Origin of the sequence: Candidatus Babela massiliensis, assembly GCF_000513475.1 — a bacterium.
GTDB lineage: Bacteria > Babelota > Babeliae > Babelales > Babelaceae > Babela > Babela massiliensis.
The window spans coordinates 1,027,095-1,044,416 of record NC_023003.1; the positions used below are offsets into that span (position 1 = coordinate 1,027,095).

At 26.1% G+C, this 17,322-nt stretch carries 16 protein-coding genes; 6 read left to right on the forward strand and 10 right to left on the reverse strand.

Annotated features, from left to right (window positions below):
* Positions 1 to 102: 102 nt before the first annotated feature.
* Positions 103 to 2,835 (forward strand): AAA family ATPase, encoded by a 2,733-nt coding sequence (locus tag BABL1_RS04650; RefSeq protein WP_023792992.1) that lies wholly within the window; start codon positions 103 to 105, stop codon positions 2,833 to 2,835.
* Here the strand turns inward: BABL1_RS04650 and BABL1_RS04655 are convergent.
* The 5 genes from BABL1_RS04655 to rpmE (BABL1_RS04675) form a co-directional block, all read right to left on the reverse strand.
* Positions 2,813 to 3,850: a hypothetical protein gene (locus BABL1_RS04655; RefSeq protein WP_171814743.1), complete on the reverse strand. Its 1,038-nt coding sequence runs from the start codon at positions 3,848 to 3,850 to the stop codon at positions 2,813 to 2,815. The genes BABL1_RS04650 and BABL1_RS04655 overlap by 23 nt on opposite strands.
* A 511-nt stretch (positions 3,851 to 4,361) precedes the next feature.
* Positions 4,362 to 4,943 (reverse strand): peroxiredoxin, encoded by a 582-nt coding sequence (locus BABL1_RS04660; protein ID WP_023792996.1) that lies wholly within the window; start codon positions 4,941 to 4,943, stop codon positions 4,362 to 4,364.
* 30 nt (positions 4,944 to 4,973) lie between these two features.
* Entirely contained in the window at positions 4,974 to 6,353 is a 1,380-nt protein-coding gene (locus BABL1_RS04665) for a NupC/NupG family nucleoside CNT transporter (RefSeq protein WP_023792997.1), read from the reverse strand.
* Between the two features lie 35 nt (positions 6,354 to 6,388).
* On the reverse strand, positions 6,389 to 7,480 hold the full coding sequence (gene prfA / locus BABL1_RS04670) for a peptide chain release factor 1 (RefSeq protein ID WP_023792999.1): 1,092 nt from the start codon (positions 7,478 to 7,480) through the stop codon (positions 6,389 to 6,391).
* 14 nt (positions 7,481 to 7,494) lie between these two features.
* Entirely contained in the window at positions 7,495 to 7,698 is a 204-nt protein-coding gene (gene rpmE, locus BABL1_RS04675) for a 50S ribosomal protein L31 (protein ID WP_023793000.1), read from the reverse strand.
* Positions 7,699 to 7,864: 166 nt separating this feature from the next.
* On the opposite strand from rpmE (BABL1_RS04675), the gene BABL1_RS04680 reads away from it, so the two are divergent.
* Positions 7,865 to 9,304 carry a glycoside hydrolase family 1 protein gene (locus BABL1_RS04680; RefSeq protein ID WP_023793002.1) on the forward strand — a complete coding sequence of 480 codons (1,440 nt, stop codon included), beginning with the start codon at positions 7,865 to 7,867 and terminating at the stop codon, positions 9,302 to 9,304.
* 71 nt (positions 9,305 to 9,375) lie between these two features.
* Here BABL1_RS04680 and rpmE (BABL1_RS04685) read toward each other — a convergent pair whose 3' ends face one another.
* Positions 9,376 to 9,579, reverse strand: a complete 204-nt coding sequence (rpmE, locus tag BABL1_RS04685; RefSeq protein WP_023793003.1) for a 50S ribosomal protein L31 — start codon at positions 9,577 to 9,579, stop codon at positions 9,376 to 9,378.
* A gap of 217 nt (positions 9,580 to 9,796) precedes the next feature.
* Between rpmE (BABL1_RS04685) and BABL1_RS04690 the strand changes: the two genes are divergently transcribed.
* Positions 9,797 to 11,173, forward strand: coding sequence for a glycoside hydrolase family 1 protein (locus tag BABL1_RS04690; protein WP_171814744.1), 1,377 nt, complete (start codon positions 9,797 to 9,799; stop codon positions 11,171 to 11,173).
* Positions 11,174 to 11,404: 231 nt separating this feature from the next.
* Here the strand turns inward: BABL1_RS04690 and BABL1_RS04695 are convergent, their stop codons facing one another.
* On the reverse strand, positions 11,405 to 11,755 hold the full coding sequence (locus tag BABL1_RS04695) for an AAA family ATPase (RefSeq protein ID WP_023793007.1): 351 nt from the start codon (positions 11,753 to 11,755) through the stop codon (positions 11,405 to 11,407).
* A 108-nt stretch (positions 11,756 to 11,863) separates the two neighbouring features.
* Entirely contained in the window at positions 11,864 to 12,805 is a 942-nt protein-coding gene (locus BABL1_RS04700) for an ankyrin repeat domain-containing protein (protein WP_023793008.1), read from the reverse strand.
* A gap of 154 nt (positions 12,806 to 12,959) precedes the next feature.
* Between BABL1_RS04700 and BABL1_RS04705 the strand changes: the two genes are divergently transcribed.
* Genes BABL1_RS04705 through BABL1_RS04715 form a run of 3 tightly spaced genes read left to right on the forward strand, consistent with a single transcriptional unit; the run spans position 12,960 to position 15,436 of the window.
* Positions 12,960 to 13,898 carry an ABC transporter ATP-binding protein gene (locus BABL1_RS04705; RefSeq protein WP_023793010.1) on the forward strand — a complete coding sequence of 313 codons (939 nt, stop codon included), beginning with the start codon at positions 12,960 to 12,962 and terminating at the stop codon, positions 13,896 to 13,898.
* 19 nt (positions 13,899 to 13,917) lie between these two features.
* Positions 13,918 to 14,712, forward strand: a complete 795-nt coding sequence (locus BABL1_RS04710; protein ID WP_023793011.1) for an ABC transporter permease — start codon at positions 13,918 to 13,920, stop codon at positions 14,710 to 14,712.
* 13 nt (positions 14,713 to 14,725) lie between these two features.
* A complete protein-coding gene (locus BABL1_RS04715; protein ID WP_023793013.1) occupies positions 14,726 to 15,436 on the forward strand; it encodes a cyclase family protein in 711 nt (236 codons plus the stop codon).
* 123 nt (positions 15,437 to 15,559) lie between these two features.
* Here BABL1_RS04715 and BABL1_RS04720 read toward each other — a convergent pair whose 3' ends face one another.
* Together BABL1_RS04720 and BABL1_RS04725 are read right to left on the reverse strand one after the other, a co-directional pair.
* The gene (locus BABL1_RS04720; RefSeq protein ID WP_023793015.1) at positions 15,560 to 16,519 is read right to left on the reverse strand and encodes an ankyrin repeat domain-containing protein; all 960 of its coding nucleotides are present in this window, start codon (positions 16,517 to 16,519) and stop codon (positions 15,560 to 15,562) included.
* Positions 16,520 to 16,629: 110 nt separating this feature from the next.
* Positions 16,630 to 17,178 (reverse strand): hypothetical protein, encoded by a 549-nt coding sequence (locus BABL1_RS04725; RefSeq protein WP_171814745.1) that lies wholly within the window; start codon positions 17,176 to 17,178, stop codon positions 16,630 to 16,632.
* Positions 17,179 to 17,322: the final 144 nt, after the last annotated feature.

Below are 17,322 nucleotides of genomic sequence, written 5' to 3' on the forward strand. Positions count from 1 at the left end.
TATAGTATTGTCTATTGGTAGATATAATCTAACTTTGTTGTTATAATATCATAAAATACAAAATCTTAAATTCAATTATTATACTTAAAATATAAAATATCTATGATTCCTTTAAAATTACAGATCAAAAATTTTGTTAGCTATGGCCCTAAAACTCAAACTATCGATTTTGGTGCATACAATTTGATTTGTTTATCAGGTAAAAACGGACATGGTAAGTCTGCATTACTTGATGCGCTTACATGGTCTATCTGGGGACAAGCACGTAAGATAAGTGGTTCCTCGCGATCTGATGAAGCTTTATTGCATTTAGGTCAAACTTCTATGATGGTAGTATTGGATTTTTTATGTATGTCAGTCCAGTATAGAATTAGAAGAGAATTTACGCAATTATCAGGCAAAAAATCATGCTCTAGTTTGGAGTTTGGTATTATAGATAATCAAAGCGGAATATTTAAACCTCTTACAGAAAAAACTATAAGAGATACGCAGTCAAAAATAGAAAAAATAGTAGGACTTGATTATGATTCTTTTATAAATTCTGCTTTTTTACGACAAGGACAATCTAATGAATTTTCTAAAAAATCTCCAGGAGATCGTAAAGAAGTTTTAGCAAATATTTTGGGGCTTAATCGTTTTGAAAACATTAAAAAATTAGCACTTCAAAGAACTAGAGATTCTATAAATATTCGAGATTATAGTATTCAAATTTGTACTCAACTTGAAAAAGAATTAGCATCTAAAATAATTATTAAAGATCAGTTAAGTCAGATAATTAATGATATTGAAAATCTATCTCAAGAAGAACATATTTTGAAAGATAGATTAAAAGATATAAAAAAAGCTCAAGAATCTATTATAACTTTAAAATCTAAAGCTCAACAGATATATTTTGAAAAGGAACAATTAGCAACTTCTATAAAAGTTAAGACAGAAGATATATTAAAAGATTTTAATAAATGGCGTACCGTTTTTAGGAAAAGTAAAAATTTTCAAAATATAGAACAAATAGATCAGATTTATAATAGATTGGTTTTAGAATTAAAAGATCTTCAAATAATTATAAGAGAAAGAGTAAACGTTAAAGAGCAATTGTTTACAAAAAAAGAGAAGTTCTATCAATATGTACAAAATATTACTCAAGAGTTTAACACTAAATTAGATAACAAGAAATTAGAACTCAAACATAATCAAATTAGCTTAAAAAATTTAGAAGAAAAATTAGAAGAGCTAGAAAAAACTTATTCAGAAGATTTATGTCAACTTCAGAAATTAAATCAAGAATTGAATTTATTAATTTCACAAAATTTTTCTTATGACGAAATTAAAAATATAAATGATAATATTGAAAAAGAGTTATATATTTTCGATCGACGAAAGTCTTACTATAGTAAATTTGAAGCACAAATTTTTTGGAATCAAAATCAATTAAAAGATCTTGAGAGCAAAATAGTTTTAATAGAAAAAGATTCTCAAGCATCTTGTCCACTTTGTCTTCAAAATTTAAATTCTGATTATAAAGATAATTTAAATATTAATCTTGAACAAGATAAATTGTTTTTAAATAATAGATTAAATAAGCTAAAACATTTAACTTCTAAATTAAGAGATATTTTAACTCAACAAAATGATAAAATTATAAAATTAAAATATGAAATTGAGAGATATAATATTTTTCAGGTCAAAAAAGAAAGTACTGAAAAAGATATAGAAAAATTAAATGAATTAATAAAGCATAAAGATAATGAGATTATAAGATACAGAAATTTAATAGCAAATCAAAAAATGACTTTAGATAAGGTTATTCAAGATATTAAATTAAATGAATCTCAATTTGAGAGTACTGTTTTAAATGATATAACATATAAATCTTTAAAATCAGAAATTGATAATTTAGATTCTTATTTAAATTCAATTAATATCGATGAGCAAAAAGAAGTTTATTTAATCGCTGAGATACATAAGCTAGAAGAAATAAAGAAAGAACAAGCTTATTTCTTATCTGAGTTTGCTTTACAGCAAGATAGGCAAGATAAAATTGGGCATTTAATAGCTGAAGTTAAAGAACTAAAAAAATTTAAAAAAGAAAAAGAATCTCAATATCAAGAGTTGAATTTTGTTTTTGAAAAAGAGTTACTTTTGCAAAATCAGGAATATTTAATTGATCAAAAATTACAGGAAATATCGTTAAAAAAAGAGAAGCTTATTCTACAACAAGGTTCTATTGCTGAGCAAGATAAGATCCTAGATCAAAAAAATAAAGAATATAATGATCAAAAATGTAATTTAGATACTCTATCTAGAGAAATTGAGGATTACAAAGCTATATCGACGGCTTTAGGTAAAGATGGAATACAAGCACTTTTAATCGAAGATGCAATACCAGAAATAGAAAATGAAGCGAATATTCTTTTAGGTCGTATGACTGATAATCAATCTCATATTATAATAGAGTCTTTAAAAGATCTTAAAAGCGGTGGCACTAAAGAAACTTTAGATATCAAAATCTCTGATCCTTTAGGCTTGAGGCCCTATGAGTTGTTTTCTGGTGGAGAAGCTTTTAAAATTGATTTTGCTTTACGTATTGCAATTTCTAAACTTCTTGCTCGAAGAGCTGGAGCTTCTTTACAAACTTTGATAATCGATGAGGGTTTTGGATCTCAAGATGAAGAAGGATTAGCTCATATCATGAATATTATCTATAAAATTCAAGAAGATTTTGAGAAAATTATAGTTGTATCTCATTTAAATTCAATGAAAGAACAATTTCCAGTTCATTTTCTAGTACACAAAACACCTCAGGGTAGTTTGATTAAAGTTGTCGAACAGGGCTAGCATTTGCTTGATTTATTATTGAATTATAATCTCTAAACTTTATCTTAATTTCGTCTGTTATATATTGAGATTGCATTGTTGATATATAATAATTGTAAATTATTTTAAATATAACTAGATTATTTGTTGTACGGGCTTGTTCTAATATAGATTTTATTATTTCTTGTTCTTTTATTTTATCTCCTATTAAATAATATGCATGTGCTAATATTATATAACAAATTATAGAGTAATCTTCGGGATTCTTATATATTTTATCTTTATATTTGTTTATACTATTTTTTAAATAAAGCGTTTTTTTAATATATAATTTTCGTAATTGATATTGTTGTTGCAAAGTTATTGGGTCTACAAATTCCATAGGCTCAAAAAAAATTTCAAAAGTTTTATCAAAATTATTTTCAAATAAGGTTGTTATATTACTTTTATAAAATAATATAATAGGATTGTTTTTAACTTCTATTAAGTCTGCTGTTGTATAATCAATATTGTTTAATTGATCTAAACAGTATCTTGCCTTTTCGTGATCTTTATCAATGTTTGCATATATCTTATTAAGAGTTACTAACGCTTTTATATTATTTTGATTTAAATTTAACTCTTCCAAGGCTTTTGTTTTAATTTCTTCTATTTTAGTTCTAAATAAAGTAATTAATTTATTATCTATTTTTAATATATCTAAAATTATAATTAATGTTGGAGATAAATTAAAATCATATTTTGGTCTTTGGCTTATTTCTTCTAGGATTAAATCAACTTTGTTTTTTGGGAGGTTACTAGTTAGTATGTCGATTAATTCAAGGGATTGTTTAATTTCTTCTATTGAATTAGTAGATATTAAATCCATAAATTTCTTGTTTAAAAAATTAGGTAAATTTCTTTTATAAATTTCTTTTAACTTATTTATATATGTTCTTAAATCTATTGGTATATCATTTTCATTAAATTCTATATTGTTTTTTGCAACATAATGCGCCGATTGCTCTAATAGAGATTTTGATTTATTTAATATCATACAATTTAGATTATTAAATAAAAATATTGAATTTAAAAGAATAATCAGTGGATTTTTATAAAATAATTTTCTTTTTTTATTATTTATCATAGCAATGAGTACTTATTAGGTTAAAAATCTTAAAGATTAATTTTAAATTTAATTAAATATATTTTTATTATAACTGAAAAAACATATGTATTAAAATATTTATGAGAAATTTATATTTTTAACTTAAAGATAAAGTATTGCTAAATACGATCTACTTTATCTTTAAGTTTTTGGTTAAAGCTTTTTATGAGATATTATTGTTATTATTCTAATTAAAGATGATCATTTATATTATTTTAAATTTATATTGTAAATAACATAATAATATATTTATTAATTTTGCCTGAATAATTCTCTAGATTTGTTTATCCGTATTATCGAATTACTTTAATGTTATATAATTTAAAATTAAAGCTGCCAATATAAATAGATTGTTACCATCTTAAATAATCCCTATAATTTTTGTTATAGGGATTATATTTTACTTTTTTGTTTTAAAATATTTTGATAGACCTTCTTGATCTGGACTTAATGCTTTTTGTTCTGCTGTCCAATTTGCTGGACAAACTTGCTTATTATTTTTTGCAAAGTCTATAGCATCTATCAATCTTAGAACTTCATGTATATTGCGGCCAACTGATAGATTATTAATTTGCATAGATTGGATAATATTATCTTGATCAATAATAAATAAACCTCTTAAAGCAACTCCTGCTTTTTCATCAAGAACGTGATAGTTACTTGATATACTTTTAGTTATATCTGATAGAAGGGGAAATGTAACTCCATGAATACCGCCTTCTTCTTTTGGTTGTTTTAACCAAGCTTCATGGCTGTAAACAGAATCTATAGATATTCCTAAGATTATTGCATCTCGTTTTTTAAATTCTTCTATTAAATCTTGAAAAGCATGTATTTCTGTAGGACAAACGAATGTAAAATCAAGAGGATAAAAAAATAAAACTTTATACTTATTTTTAAAATCAGATAATTTTATATCTTGTATTTTGTTATCTATAATTGCTTGACATACTATTTCAGGTGCTACTTTACCTACTAACATATTATATCTTTCTTCATTAATAAATTATAATTATATTAAAAGACCAGCTATTAAAGCAGATAGTAAATTAGCAAGCGCTCCTCCAAGAACAGCTTTTAATCCAAATTCACTTAACCATTTACGTTTTTCAGGGACTAATGCTCCTATTGCGCCGATTTGTATTCCTATACATGAGAAATTAGAAAAACCGCAAAGTGCATAAGTAGTAATAGCGATAGCTCTTTCAGATAACCCATAATTTACCATTTTACTATAAGCCACTAACTCGTTAATTGCTATCTTTGTTCCAATTAGTTCTGCAATTTTAAATGCTTCAGCGTCTTTAAACCCTAAAAGCCAACCAAATGGAAGACATATAAATCCAAGTATATTATCAAGAGTAATACTGCTTAATTTAAAGTTTATATTTAAATATTGAAATATATTATTAATAGTTAAACAACTGAAATCTAGAATATTATTTGCCATACTTATTAAAGCAATAAAAGCAATAAGCATAGCTCCTACGTTTAGTGCTAAATATAGCCCATCTGTTGTTCCGGTTGATATAGCGTCGATTATGTTAATCGTTTTAACTTCACTATCTATTTTTGTCATGTTTAAAGTTTGAGGAATTTCAGTTTCCGGGTATAATATTTTTGAAATTATTATACTAGCAGGAATAGATAATATACTAGAAGCAAGTAAGTGTTTTGCTGGAACTCCAATACTTGCAAATACTGCCAAAATTGCAGCGCTTATAGTAGACATTCCACTTATCATAACTAGCATGAATTCAGATCTAGTCATATTTTTTAAGTAACTTTTTATAAGTAAAGGAGCTTCAGTTTGTCCCAAAAAGCTATTAGCGACTGTACATAAAGTCTCAGCTCCAGATGTTCCTAATATGGGCCTTAAAAACAAGCTTATAAAATATACGGTTTTTTGTATTATCTTTAAATGAAAAAGTAGAGATATGAAAGCACCAAAAAATACTATTACCGGAAGGACTTTGATTGCAAAAATAAAATCTGATGGCTCTTTTATTATACTTAATTTGCCGAACACAAACTCTATACCTTTATCAGCAGCTAAGTAAAGCTTACTTATTAAACCTGATATATATTCAAGTGTATTGCTTCCAATCGAAGTTTTAAGTACTAAAAGCCCTAAACTTAAATGTATTAATAGTCCTGAAAGTATCAATTTAAAGTTTATAGAGTTTTTTTTATATGAAGCTAAATATGATATTAAAAGGACTATGAATATACCTACTATATTATTAACACGATTATGTTGATTTAAGTAAGATATAAAAGTTTGAATAATAGAATATTTATATTCTATTAAGGTAAGTGAAACTAAAGTAGCAATAATGGCAAAGAAGTTATAACGACTTAATTGATAACGCCAATTAGTAGAGATAAACATATTGAATCCTAGTTATTTATGATTATGATTTATTTCTAAAAAGTTAATTTTTGTTTACGACGTTCTTGATTATTATGAACCATTAGAGCTTCTATAATTTCATCTAAATTTCCTTCAAGAACAATGTCAAGCTTATTAAGTGTGACATTAACTTGATGATCAGTAACTCTATTTTGAGGAAAGTTATATGTTCTTACTTTTTCAGATCTCATTCCAGTTCCTACAAGTTCTTTACGTTTTTGACTTATTTCACTCTCTTGTTTTTCTTTTTGACTTGTCAATAACCTTGATTGAAGGAGTTTCATAGCTTTTGCTTTATTTTTATGTTGTGATCGTTCATCTTGACAAGCAACTACAGTTCCTGTCGGTATATGAGTTATTCTAACTGCTGAATCGGTCTTATTAACGTGCTGTCCACCAGCTCCACCAGCTCTATAGGTATCTATTTTAAGATCTTGAGGATTTATTGCAAAATCTACTTCATCAACTTCAGGTAAGACTGCTACAGTAGCTGTTGATGTATGAATACGTCCAGACGTTTCTGTAGCAGGTACTCTTTGGACTCTATGAACACCGGATTCGTATTTTAAATGACCGTATACCCCTTTTCCTTGAATATGGAGAACAACTTCTCGATAACCGCCTAGATCGGTTTCACTTTCACTTGATAAGGAAACTTGCCAATTTTTTTTAATTGCATACTTGGTGTACATTGAAAGTAAATCAGCAGCAAATAAAGAGGCTTCTTGTCCTCCCGTACCAGCTCTAATTTCTAGAAATATAGATTTATTATCAAGTTCATCTGCGGGATATAAGAAATTATCCAAATTAATGTACTCTTCTTTTAATTTAGATTCCACATCAGCTAATTCTTCTTTATATAATTCTAAAATATCGTTGTCGGTGTTAGGGTCTAGGATATGTTTAGAAATTTCTGATGCTTCTGTTTCAAGAGTTTCTATTTCATTGTGCTTGTCAAGTAGGTTTTTCAAATAAGAATGTTCTTTTTGTAAGCTAGATCTTTTAGAATGATCTAAAATTGGAGAGCTTAATTCTTGATTGAGCTCTTCAAATCTTACTTTAGCTCTATGCCATAAATCTTGATTTAAATCTTTATTTTTTTCCATTATTTATAATCAATTTATTTGTTTTTATTGTACTTTAGATTGAACTTTTCGATTCTACCGGCTGTATCAACATGTTTTTGTGAACCAGTAAAATATGGATGACATTGTGAGCAAAGAGTAACTTTGATTTCTTTAGAAGTAGAAGTTGTTGTAAAGTCATTTCCACATGTGCAATAAGCTTTTACTGCATTAGTCTTTGGATGTAGGTTTTTTTTCATAATTTTATACTTATTAATAGAATTTATATTATAATATCACTTTACATCATTATAAATCTAATACTGAAAAAAGACAAATTAGCCTTTTTATGTCTGTTGTATTTTATTAAAATTAGTTTATATTTCTATAAAAATAAACTAATTTTATTTAAGTTAAGGTGATTTTATGGTGAAATTTGATAAAAAGTTGTTATTAAACTTATTTTTTATCTGTCTTTCAATAAGGTTTATATCAGCAGAGTTGAAACCTAATGATTTAGAAATGGTAAATCCTGATACTGTTAATAAGTCTTTAGAAATTATATTACCAGATAATTTGAGAGCTGATTTTAATTGGGGTTTTGCAATATGTGAGTACCAAAACTCTGGTCAAGAACATTGTAGTAATAGTAATTGGGCCGATTGGGAAAATAGTAAATTTAGTAATGGCAACTCTCATATTAAAGAAGCTCAAGTTTCTGGCAAATCTTGTGATTTCTGGAATAATTATAAAAAAGATATTGAACTAATGAAAGAAATGGGAGTTAGTTCCTTAAGGTTTTCAGTTGCATGGGATAAAATAGAACCTGAGCAAGGTAAATTTGATGAAAATGCACTTCAACATTATCAAGATCTATGTGAAGAATTAATTAAATCTGGTATTAAGCCATTGATAAGCTTACATCATTTTGTTCATCCCCGATGGTTTGAACAATTAGGAGGTTTTGAAAAAGAAGAAAATATTAAGTATTTTGTAAGATTTTCAAAGAAAGTATTTAATAGATTATCTGATAAAGTAGATTTATGGTGCACGATAAATGAACCTAATGTGTTTATGTTGCAAGGTTATATCAGAGGTGTATTTCCTCCGGGTAAAATTAATCCTTATATAGCTTTAAAAGTGCTAAGAAATTTATTAAAAGCTCATACTGAAGTTTATAAAAAATTAAAGTCTTTACCTAATGGTTTTGAATCACAAATTGGATTTATTCATCAATATCTAAAGTTTAATGCCTATCGTGGTTGGAATGTAATTGAACATATACCAGGCTTATATTTAAATTATATCGTTAATTATCTAACACTAAATTTTTTAAAAACAGGAAAATACTCTGTTCCAGGCTTAAATTATGAAGCAGATATAGAAAGACCGCTTGATTATATAGGGCTAAATTATTATTCTCGTGCACTTTTAAAATCTCAATTATCTTTATCAGAACCTATAGTAGCGACTTGTTATCCTGATGAGATTATGACCGATATGCCTTATGCTATTTATCCACGAGGATTTTATCAAGCAATTAAAGATGTGGCTTCTATAGGAGTACCGGTTTATATAACAGAAAATGGTATTGCTGATCAAAAAGATGATAGACGTGAAAAGTTTATTACAGGTTATTTGCAAGCTATGTTTGATGCAATAAAAGAAGGTGTAGATGTTCGAGGATATTATTATTGGACATTTACAGATAATTTTGAATGGGATGAAGGCTTTTTAATGAAGTTTGGTATATTTAAAGTTAATTGTGAAACTCAAGAAAGAACTTTTCGTCAAGGGGCTAATTACTTAAAGCAAGTAATGTTAGCTTATCAAAATAGAATCAAAGAGTCAGAAAAATATAGTTAAATTTTTTAAATCTAAAATTAAAGCGAAAGTTATTAACTTTCGCTTTTTTATTTTTATTATATCAATCTAAATTACTTATTTTTATTATATTTTAGATTGAATTTTTCAATTCTACCAGCTGTATCAACATGCTTTTGAGAACCAGTAAAATATGGATGGCATTGTGAGCAAAGTGTAACTTTGATTTCTTTAGAAGTAGAAGTTGTTGTGAAGTCGTTGCCACATGTACAGTTTACTTTTACTTGATAGTTTTTTGGATGTAAATCTTTTTTCATAAATCTTACCTCATGATTATTTTATATTAGTAATATTACTTTTTTATATATTTTCATATATACTAAATTATATATAGTATATATATATTATAAATTGATTATTAAAAAAAGACAATTTGGTTTTTTGTACCTATTAATTTTATGGCAATTATACTAAGAGATAGTCGATTAATTAATAAAACATTAGGAATTAAAAATGCCTTATACTAAAAAATTTATGTCGCTAAATTTGTTAGTACTTTATTCTATATTTTCATTTCTATTTTCTTTTAAAAAAGAGTATGCTCGTTTAAATTATGAATCCTTTAACTTAGAATTAAAAGATCTATCTATTCCTGTAAATTTAAGGGGAGATTTTAATTGGGGTTTTGCAATATGTGAATATCAAAATTCGGGTCAAGAACATTGTAGTGAAAGTAATTGGGCCGATTGGGAAAATTCTCAAAAAGAAGGGCATTATTCTGGTAAATCTACTGATTTTTGGAATAACTATGAAAAAGATATAGAATTAATGAAAGAAACTGGAATTAATTCCTTAAGATTTTCAGTTGCATGGGATAAAATAGAACCTGAGCAAGGTAAGTTTGATGAAAATGCACTTCAACATTATCAAAGTCTATGTGAAGAATTAATTAAATCTGGTATTAAGCCGCTGATAAGCTTACATCACTTTGTTCATCCAAGATGGTTTGAACAATTAGGTGGTTTTGAAAAAGAGGAAAATATTAAATATTTTGTAGAATTTTGTGAAAAAGTTTTTAACAGCCTATCTGATAAAGTAGATTTATGGTGTACTATAAATGAACCTAACGTTTATATGTTGCAGGGTTACATTAGAGGAGTTTTTCCTCCCGGAAAAACTAATATATATACAGCTATTAAAGTATTGAGAAATTTGTTAAAAGCACATACCAAAGTTTATAAGAAACTTAAAAGTTTGCCTAACGGTTCTAAGTCTCAAATAGGATTTATACATCAATATCTCAAGTTTCATGCTTATAATACATGGAATATAGCTGAGCATTTACCTGGAACATTTCTTAATTATATTCTTAATCATCTTACTTTAAAGTTTTTAAAAACCGGTGAGTTTTCTTTTCCAGGTTTGAAGTATAAAAGTAAAACTAAAAAACCTTTAGATTATATAGGTCTTAATTATTATTCAAGAGTACTTTTAAGATTTCAATTATCTTTATCTCAACCGGTACAAGCTACATGTTATCCTGAAGAAATTATGACCGATATGCCTTATCCTATTTATCCTCAAGGTCTTTATAATGCTATACGAGATATATCTATTCTTGATGTACCTATTTATATTACAGAAAATGGTATTGCTGATAATAAAGATGATCGTAGAGATCTATTTTTAAGAAGTTATATTCAAGCGATGTTTAAAGCAATATGTGAAGGTTATGATGTGCGAGGGTATTATTACTGGACTTTCTCTGATAATTTTGAATGGGATGAAGGGTTTTCGATGAAATTTGGTCTTTATTCAGTTAATTTTGATAATCAAGAAAAAACATTGAAAAAAGGTGCTGAATTTTTTAAACAAGTTATTCAAAATTCTAAAAAATCTACAATAATCTAAGGTCAATTCAAGCAAAATCAATATATTTACTCAAAAGAGCAGGGAGTAAATAGTTAGTAAAAGATTGTTTTATCTCAAAGCAGGAAGGTTAACTTTAAAGCTATTACGCTCTTTATCATAATCAACTATAGTTAAATAAGAAGCTATCCAATAATTATTAATCTCTTTTTTATCTAAAGGATAAATAACAGAAAAGCGATAACCGTTATACTACTAGAATTACTATTTTATTTATTTTAGATAGATTTTAATTAAAGAATCAAGAGTCTCTTCTGGGGTATCAAAAGATAAATTTATATTATGTATTAAAGCAATTTCTTTTAATTTATTATTGAGACTTCTTCTTAATTCTTGAGCAGTAAGATGAGGAATTTGGGAAAGATCTAAATGAACAACGGGATATTCTTGCCAATCATAGTAATATATCCAAAGATCTTTAAACAGCTCTTTATTACCCGAAAATAGTTCTTTTAAAGTTGAGACTAAAAGTGATTTGCCAAATCTTCTTGGTGGTGATAGAAAATGAAGTCTATTACCTGCTATAAATATATTGAGCTTTATCAATATACTTATAATTTTCATTAATCATAGTTTTAAATGAACTAACATCTATAGGTAATTTTTTAACATAAACTTTCTCAAAATAATAAAAATATAAAGCTAATAATATTAAGTATATTGCTTTATAATTCAATAATGTTTTAGTGGAAATATTAAGCCCAATTTTTTTGCTATTGTAATAGCTGTTTCTCCATAATTATTTTCGATGTTTACATCTGCATTACTTTTAACAAGTAAATTAACTATGTTCCATTGATTATTCATTAAGGCCTTTATTAAAGCGGTATTTCCTTCTTTGTCTTTAAGATCAAGTTCCGTTCCTAGCTCAATTAAGAGCGAAGCTATATCTTCATAACCTTCTTCAATTGCTATCATTAGAGCAGTCTCTTGACAATAACCTTGAATATTTGTGTTTGGTGCATATGAAATCAAAATTCTTGCCATTTTAGGATTATTATATCTTAGAGCTTTTATTAAAGCGGTATCATTATTTTCATCTTTAAGATCAATATTTGCTCCATTATTGATTAAAATATTAACCATTTCAATATAGCCATACTCTACTACTATTATTAAAGCAGTTTTGTTATATTTGCAACGAATGTTAATGTCCGCACCATCAAGTACTAAATTGATAATTTGCTGCATTTCCTCATAAGATATAATATCTTTATTTAAGAGATTTACCATTTGATCATTGATTTTGCATTGATTAGTTAATTTTCTAAATTCGTAAAAATCTTGGTATTTTTCTAATAAATCCTTATTTTTTGTTTTATTGGTGTCTTTTTTTAGAATTTTATAAGTTGATTTGCTTAAACAAAAGAATAATTTGTTTACTAATGTTAAATTTTTTAAAAATTCTTTGTGGAATTTTCGGTCAAACCTATATCTATTTTTTGAATCAGTGAATATAAATTTGAAAATCATTGTCCATATTTCATTAGGTAATTCAATATGAGAATGAGTTATATCTCTATTTATGAAATCTTTGTACATAGATATAACATTATTATATGTAGTTAAATTGATTATTAATATTATAGTCAATGCAATTTTTATTTTTTTCATAGAATCCTTATGTCTTATAAGTAATATATTTATAGTATTATTATAAATATCATGGTTTAATTGTGCAATTACTTAAATATTAATAAATTTGATTAATGTCCTTAAAAGTTTATAATACTTAGTAACAAATTGATAATTTAAAAATTTGAATAACATGCAAAATACAATATTATCTATAAAGAATCTAACTAAAGTATTTAAAAGTGGCAGCATATTTAATCCTAAAGAGTTTGTTGCTGTTAATGATATTAGCTTTAATCTAGGTTCTGGTGAAATTTTAGGATTATTAGGTCCTAATGGAGCAGGTAAAACTACTACAATTAATATGCTTTTAGGATTACTCAACCCTACTTCAGGTTCTATTGAATATTTTGGTAGAGACTTTTCTAAACATAGATCTGAAATTATGTTGGATGTATCATTTGCATCTTCTTATATTAAGATGCCTGAATCTCTAACAGTTGAGGAAAATCTAAACTTTTATGGCAAGATTTATTGTTTAGAGACAGCTTTTATAAAAAAGCAGATAGAGAAAAATTTAAATATTTTTGGTCTTGAAAAAATCAAAAGTAGATTAGCAAAAAATTTGTCTGCTGGACAGTTAACAAGATTAATGCTGGCAAAAGCATTTTTGCCAAATCCTAAAATCGTTTTACTTGACGAACCAACCGCAGCTTTAGATCCAGATATTGCGCTTACGATACGTAAGTTTATATTAGAGCAAAGAAATTCTTTAGGGGTTTCTATTTTGTTGACCTCTCATAATATGTCAGAAGTTCAAGAAATGTGCGATAGAATAGTGGTTTTAAAAGATGGAAAGATTTTAACATCTGGTCATCCTGATGAATTAGCTGCTAAGGTAAGAACTTCAAAAGTACATTTACTCGTTATTGGTAATTTAGATAAATTAATTAATTATGTTCAGGAATATAATCTAAATTATAAACTCGATCAAAATTTTATAGAAATAGATGTAGATGAACATAAGATAGCAGATCTAATTTATAGTATAACGGACTTAAAAGTAAAATATGCTCAAATTTCAATTGATAAACCATCATTAGAAGACTACTTTTTAGAAATTTCTAAATAAGATTAAATTGGAAATAACTATGATAAAATTTTCAAGAATATCAGCAATTATTTATAGGCACTTAGTTCCTACTTTTAGAGATCCTATCCGTTTAACTGATATGGCTTATTATCCATTGGTCGACCTTATACTTTTTGGATTTCTTGGTGTTTGGGCTCATGGTTCTCAAACAGGATCTGATAATTTTGTTTTTGCTCTTTTGACTTCTATTGCATGCTGGTATTTAGTTTATAGATCTACTTTGGAGATTTCACGAAATCTATTGATTGAAATATGGGACTCTAGTTTAGTGAATCTATTAGCAACTCCATTAACTACAACTGAATTTATGATTTCTTTAATGATCTTAGGCTTTATTCAGGCATTTATAACTTTTATTTATAGTTCATTTTTAATATTGCTAATTTTTTCAAAGAATATTTTTTCTGTCTATCCTTTGATAGCACCTTATTTACCATTATTTATTGTTTGTGGTTGGATAATTGGTATATTAACTTCAGCCTTAATTTTTTACTTTGGTAGGAGTGTTGAATTTATTACTTGGGCTATTCCTTGTTTGTTTGCAATTTTAAGTGGTGCATTTTATTCAATAGATTTATCTCCTCATTGGGTTCAAAAAATAGCATCTTTATTTCCCTTAAAATATCTTTTTATATTAGTCAGACAAGCAATTGATCAAAAAAGTGTTAATATATTTTCACATAATTTTTTTATAGCTACTTTATTAACTGTATTTTATTTTATCTTAGTTTCACTGTTTTTAACTTATATGGTTAATAAAGCTAAAAATAAAGGCCTTAATAATTTAGGATAAAAATTTCAATATTATGAACAATCTCCTTAATAACTATAATATTATAGATTTAACTCATTTATTAGAACCAAGTATAGCCACTTATGAAGGAACTTCCGGTTTTAGAGTTAAAACGGTTCTTGATTATGATCGATGTACTGGTGATACTAAATTCAGAGTTCAAAAGCTTTGTTTAAATGCTGGTATTGGGACTCATATAGATGCGCCCAATCATTGCTTTTCCAATCAAAAAAGTGTTGCTGATATTAATCTTGATCAGTTAATAGTTCCAATATACTGTTTAAATATGTCTGATGAAGCTAATCAAAATTATTATTTAAAAGTTGATGATATTCTAGAATTTGAAAAAAGATACGAAATGATTAAGCCTAACTCTTTATTTGTATTCTATAGCGGTTGGAGCAAACATTGGCCTGATACAGTTAAATATAGAAATCAGAACAATAATGGTATTATGAATTTTCCTGGATATACTTTAGAAGCTGCTAATTTACTATTAAAAAGAGGTGTTGCAGGTATAGCAATAGATACTTTATCTCCTGATGGATCAGATATTAATTTTCCTGTTCATCAAGCGATTTTAAGTTCTTCAAAATATATTATAGAAAATATAGCTAATGGTGATAAAATTCCTGCAATAGGAGCTTGGGCTATAATTTCTCCATTAAAAATGCATTCAACAGAGTCCCCTGTAAGAATATTTGCTCTTGTTAATAAGAATTAATTTAATAATATTATTGTTAAAGATTAGTTTTTGTTCTTCGAACATTATATATTTAACTATAACTTTAAGCTATTGAAAACTATTATATTTTATAACTATGCAAACATTACTGGTTTTATTATTCTAAAGAAAAATATGAGTGTCTTGTTCTTTAGATTCTAAATTGCAGGATTTTTGTTTAATTAATTTAACAATATTTTTATGGTTTTGTTTTTGAGCAATTTCTATAGGTTTATCACCCAAATTGCTTTGAATATTTATGTAAGCTCCAGCATGGATAAGTGATTTTGCTATTTGTTCATTGCCACTTATAGCAGTATAATGTAAAGCCGTATAACCATGATTATCTTTTATGTTGACATTGGCATTTGCACCTATGAGTAGTGTTGCTATATAATTGTTAATTTTTAGCTGAGATATTATCAGAACTACAGATTTAACAGCATCTTTAGAATTATATTGAATTTTAGATTCTTTTAATAAAAATCTACTGTAATCTTTTTTTGCTGCATACATTAAAGATGTTTTACCTTCTTTATCTTTTATATCAGGATTGGCATTTGCCTTAATTAGTAATTCAGCTAATTTAATATTGTTACTTTCAACGGCATACATCAAAGGTGTTTTACCATGGTTGTCTCTTGTATTAACATCTGCATTTGCCTTAATTAGTTCTTTTACTATTTTATAATTGCCTGTAGAAATAGCATATATTAATGAAGTACACCCTTGAGAATCGGTTGTATTAATATTTTCTACTTTCTTAATTAACCGTTCTATTTTATTTTCTTGTTCTTCTATCTCATTTCCTATTTTTGACCTTGCTTCAGATAGATTAGATATATGTTTAATATTGTTTTTTTTATCTGATAATTCTTTTAATACATTTAATAGTTTATGACTTTTGGAATTGTTAGTTGAATAAGTACGATTAAAGCAAAATTCTAAAGTTTCTTTTACCATATTAGGTTTAATGAGCTGATGACCTATAGTTGTGGAAACTTTTCCTTTGGAAAATATTCTCATAGCATTTACGCTATTGACGCTTATAGATAACAACAATATACAAATTACTTTAAACATAACTCTCCTAAATACTTAAATTACTATTTAAAATATTATATTTTGTATGGTAATTGCAATAGTTATTATTTTAATACACCAATAGTATTTTAGATATATTTTTGATAATTTTAAGTTTCTTTAACTGCTTGTATTTGCTCTTTTAATATTTGTTTTATTTTGTTTATTTTAATCTCTTCTAAGGCGATATATTTTTTTAAATCTTCTTCATTTGATATATTGTTAGTATATTCTAAAAATTTAATAAATATAGGATTATCTAATATATAGAATCCTGTATCATAAATAAATCTAAATATTTTGTAATTTATAGTATTACGATTTCCGTTTAGTGCCATACGATATAGCATTATCTCAATATAATATTTTGTATAATATTGATAATTTTTTTTTGTATCTTTTTGTATTTCAAGACTTTGACCTTTTGTTCTTATATCAAGAATAATGTTTAAGTATTTTGATATATAATTGAATGGAATCTTTTTAAAGATTGATAACAATTGATTTTTATTGTTATTGATAAATTCTAATTCACTTAGGTAAATGTATTCTAAATGAGCTAGTTTATCTTGTTCTAATTCAAGATAATGAGCTTCTGAGTTTATAATATAAGATTTTAGTACTTTAAAATCCTCTTGCCATTGTTTCCTGGTTTGCATTGATAAAATTATAGTAAAATTTATTAGGATAATAATTAAAGTGATTTTTTTCATTTTTTTAAACTCTATAAGTTAAGTATTAAATTAATATTCATAATATAAAAAGATAAGATCAATTAAAAAGATTTATCAATTTATATTTTT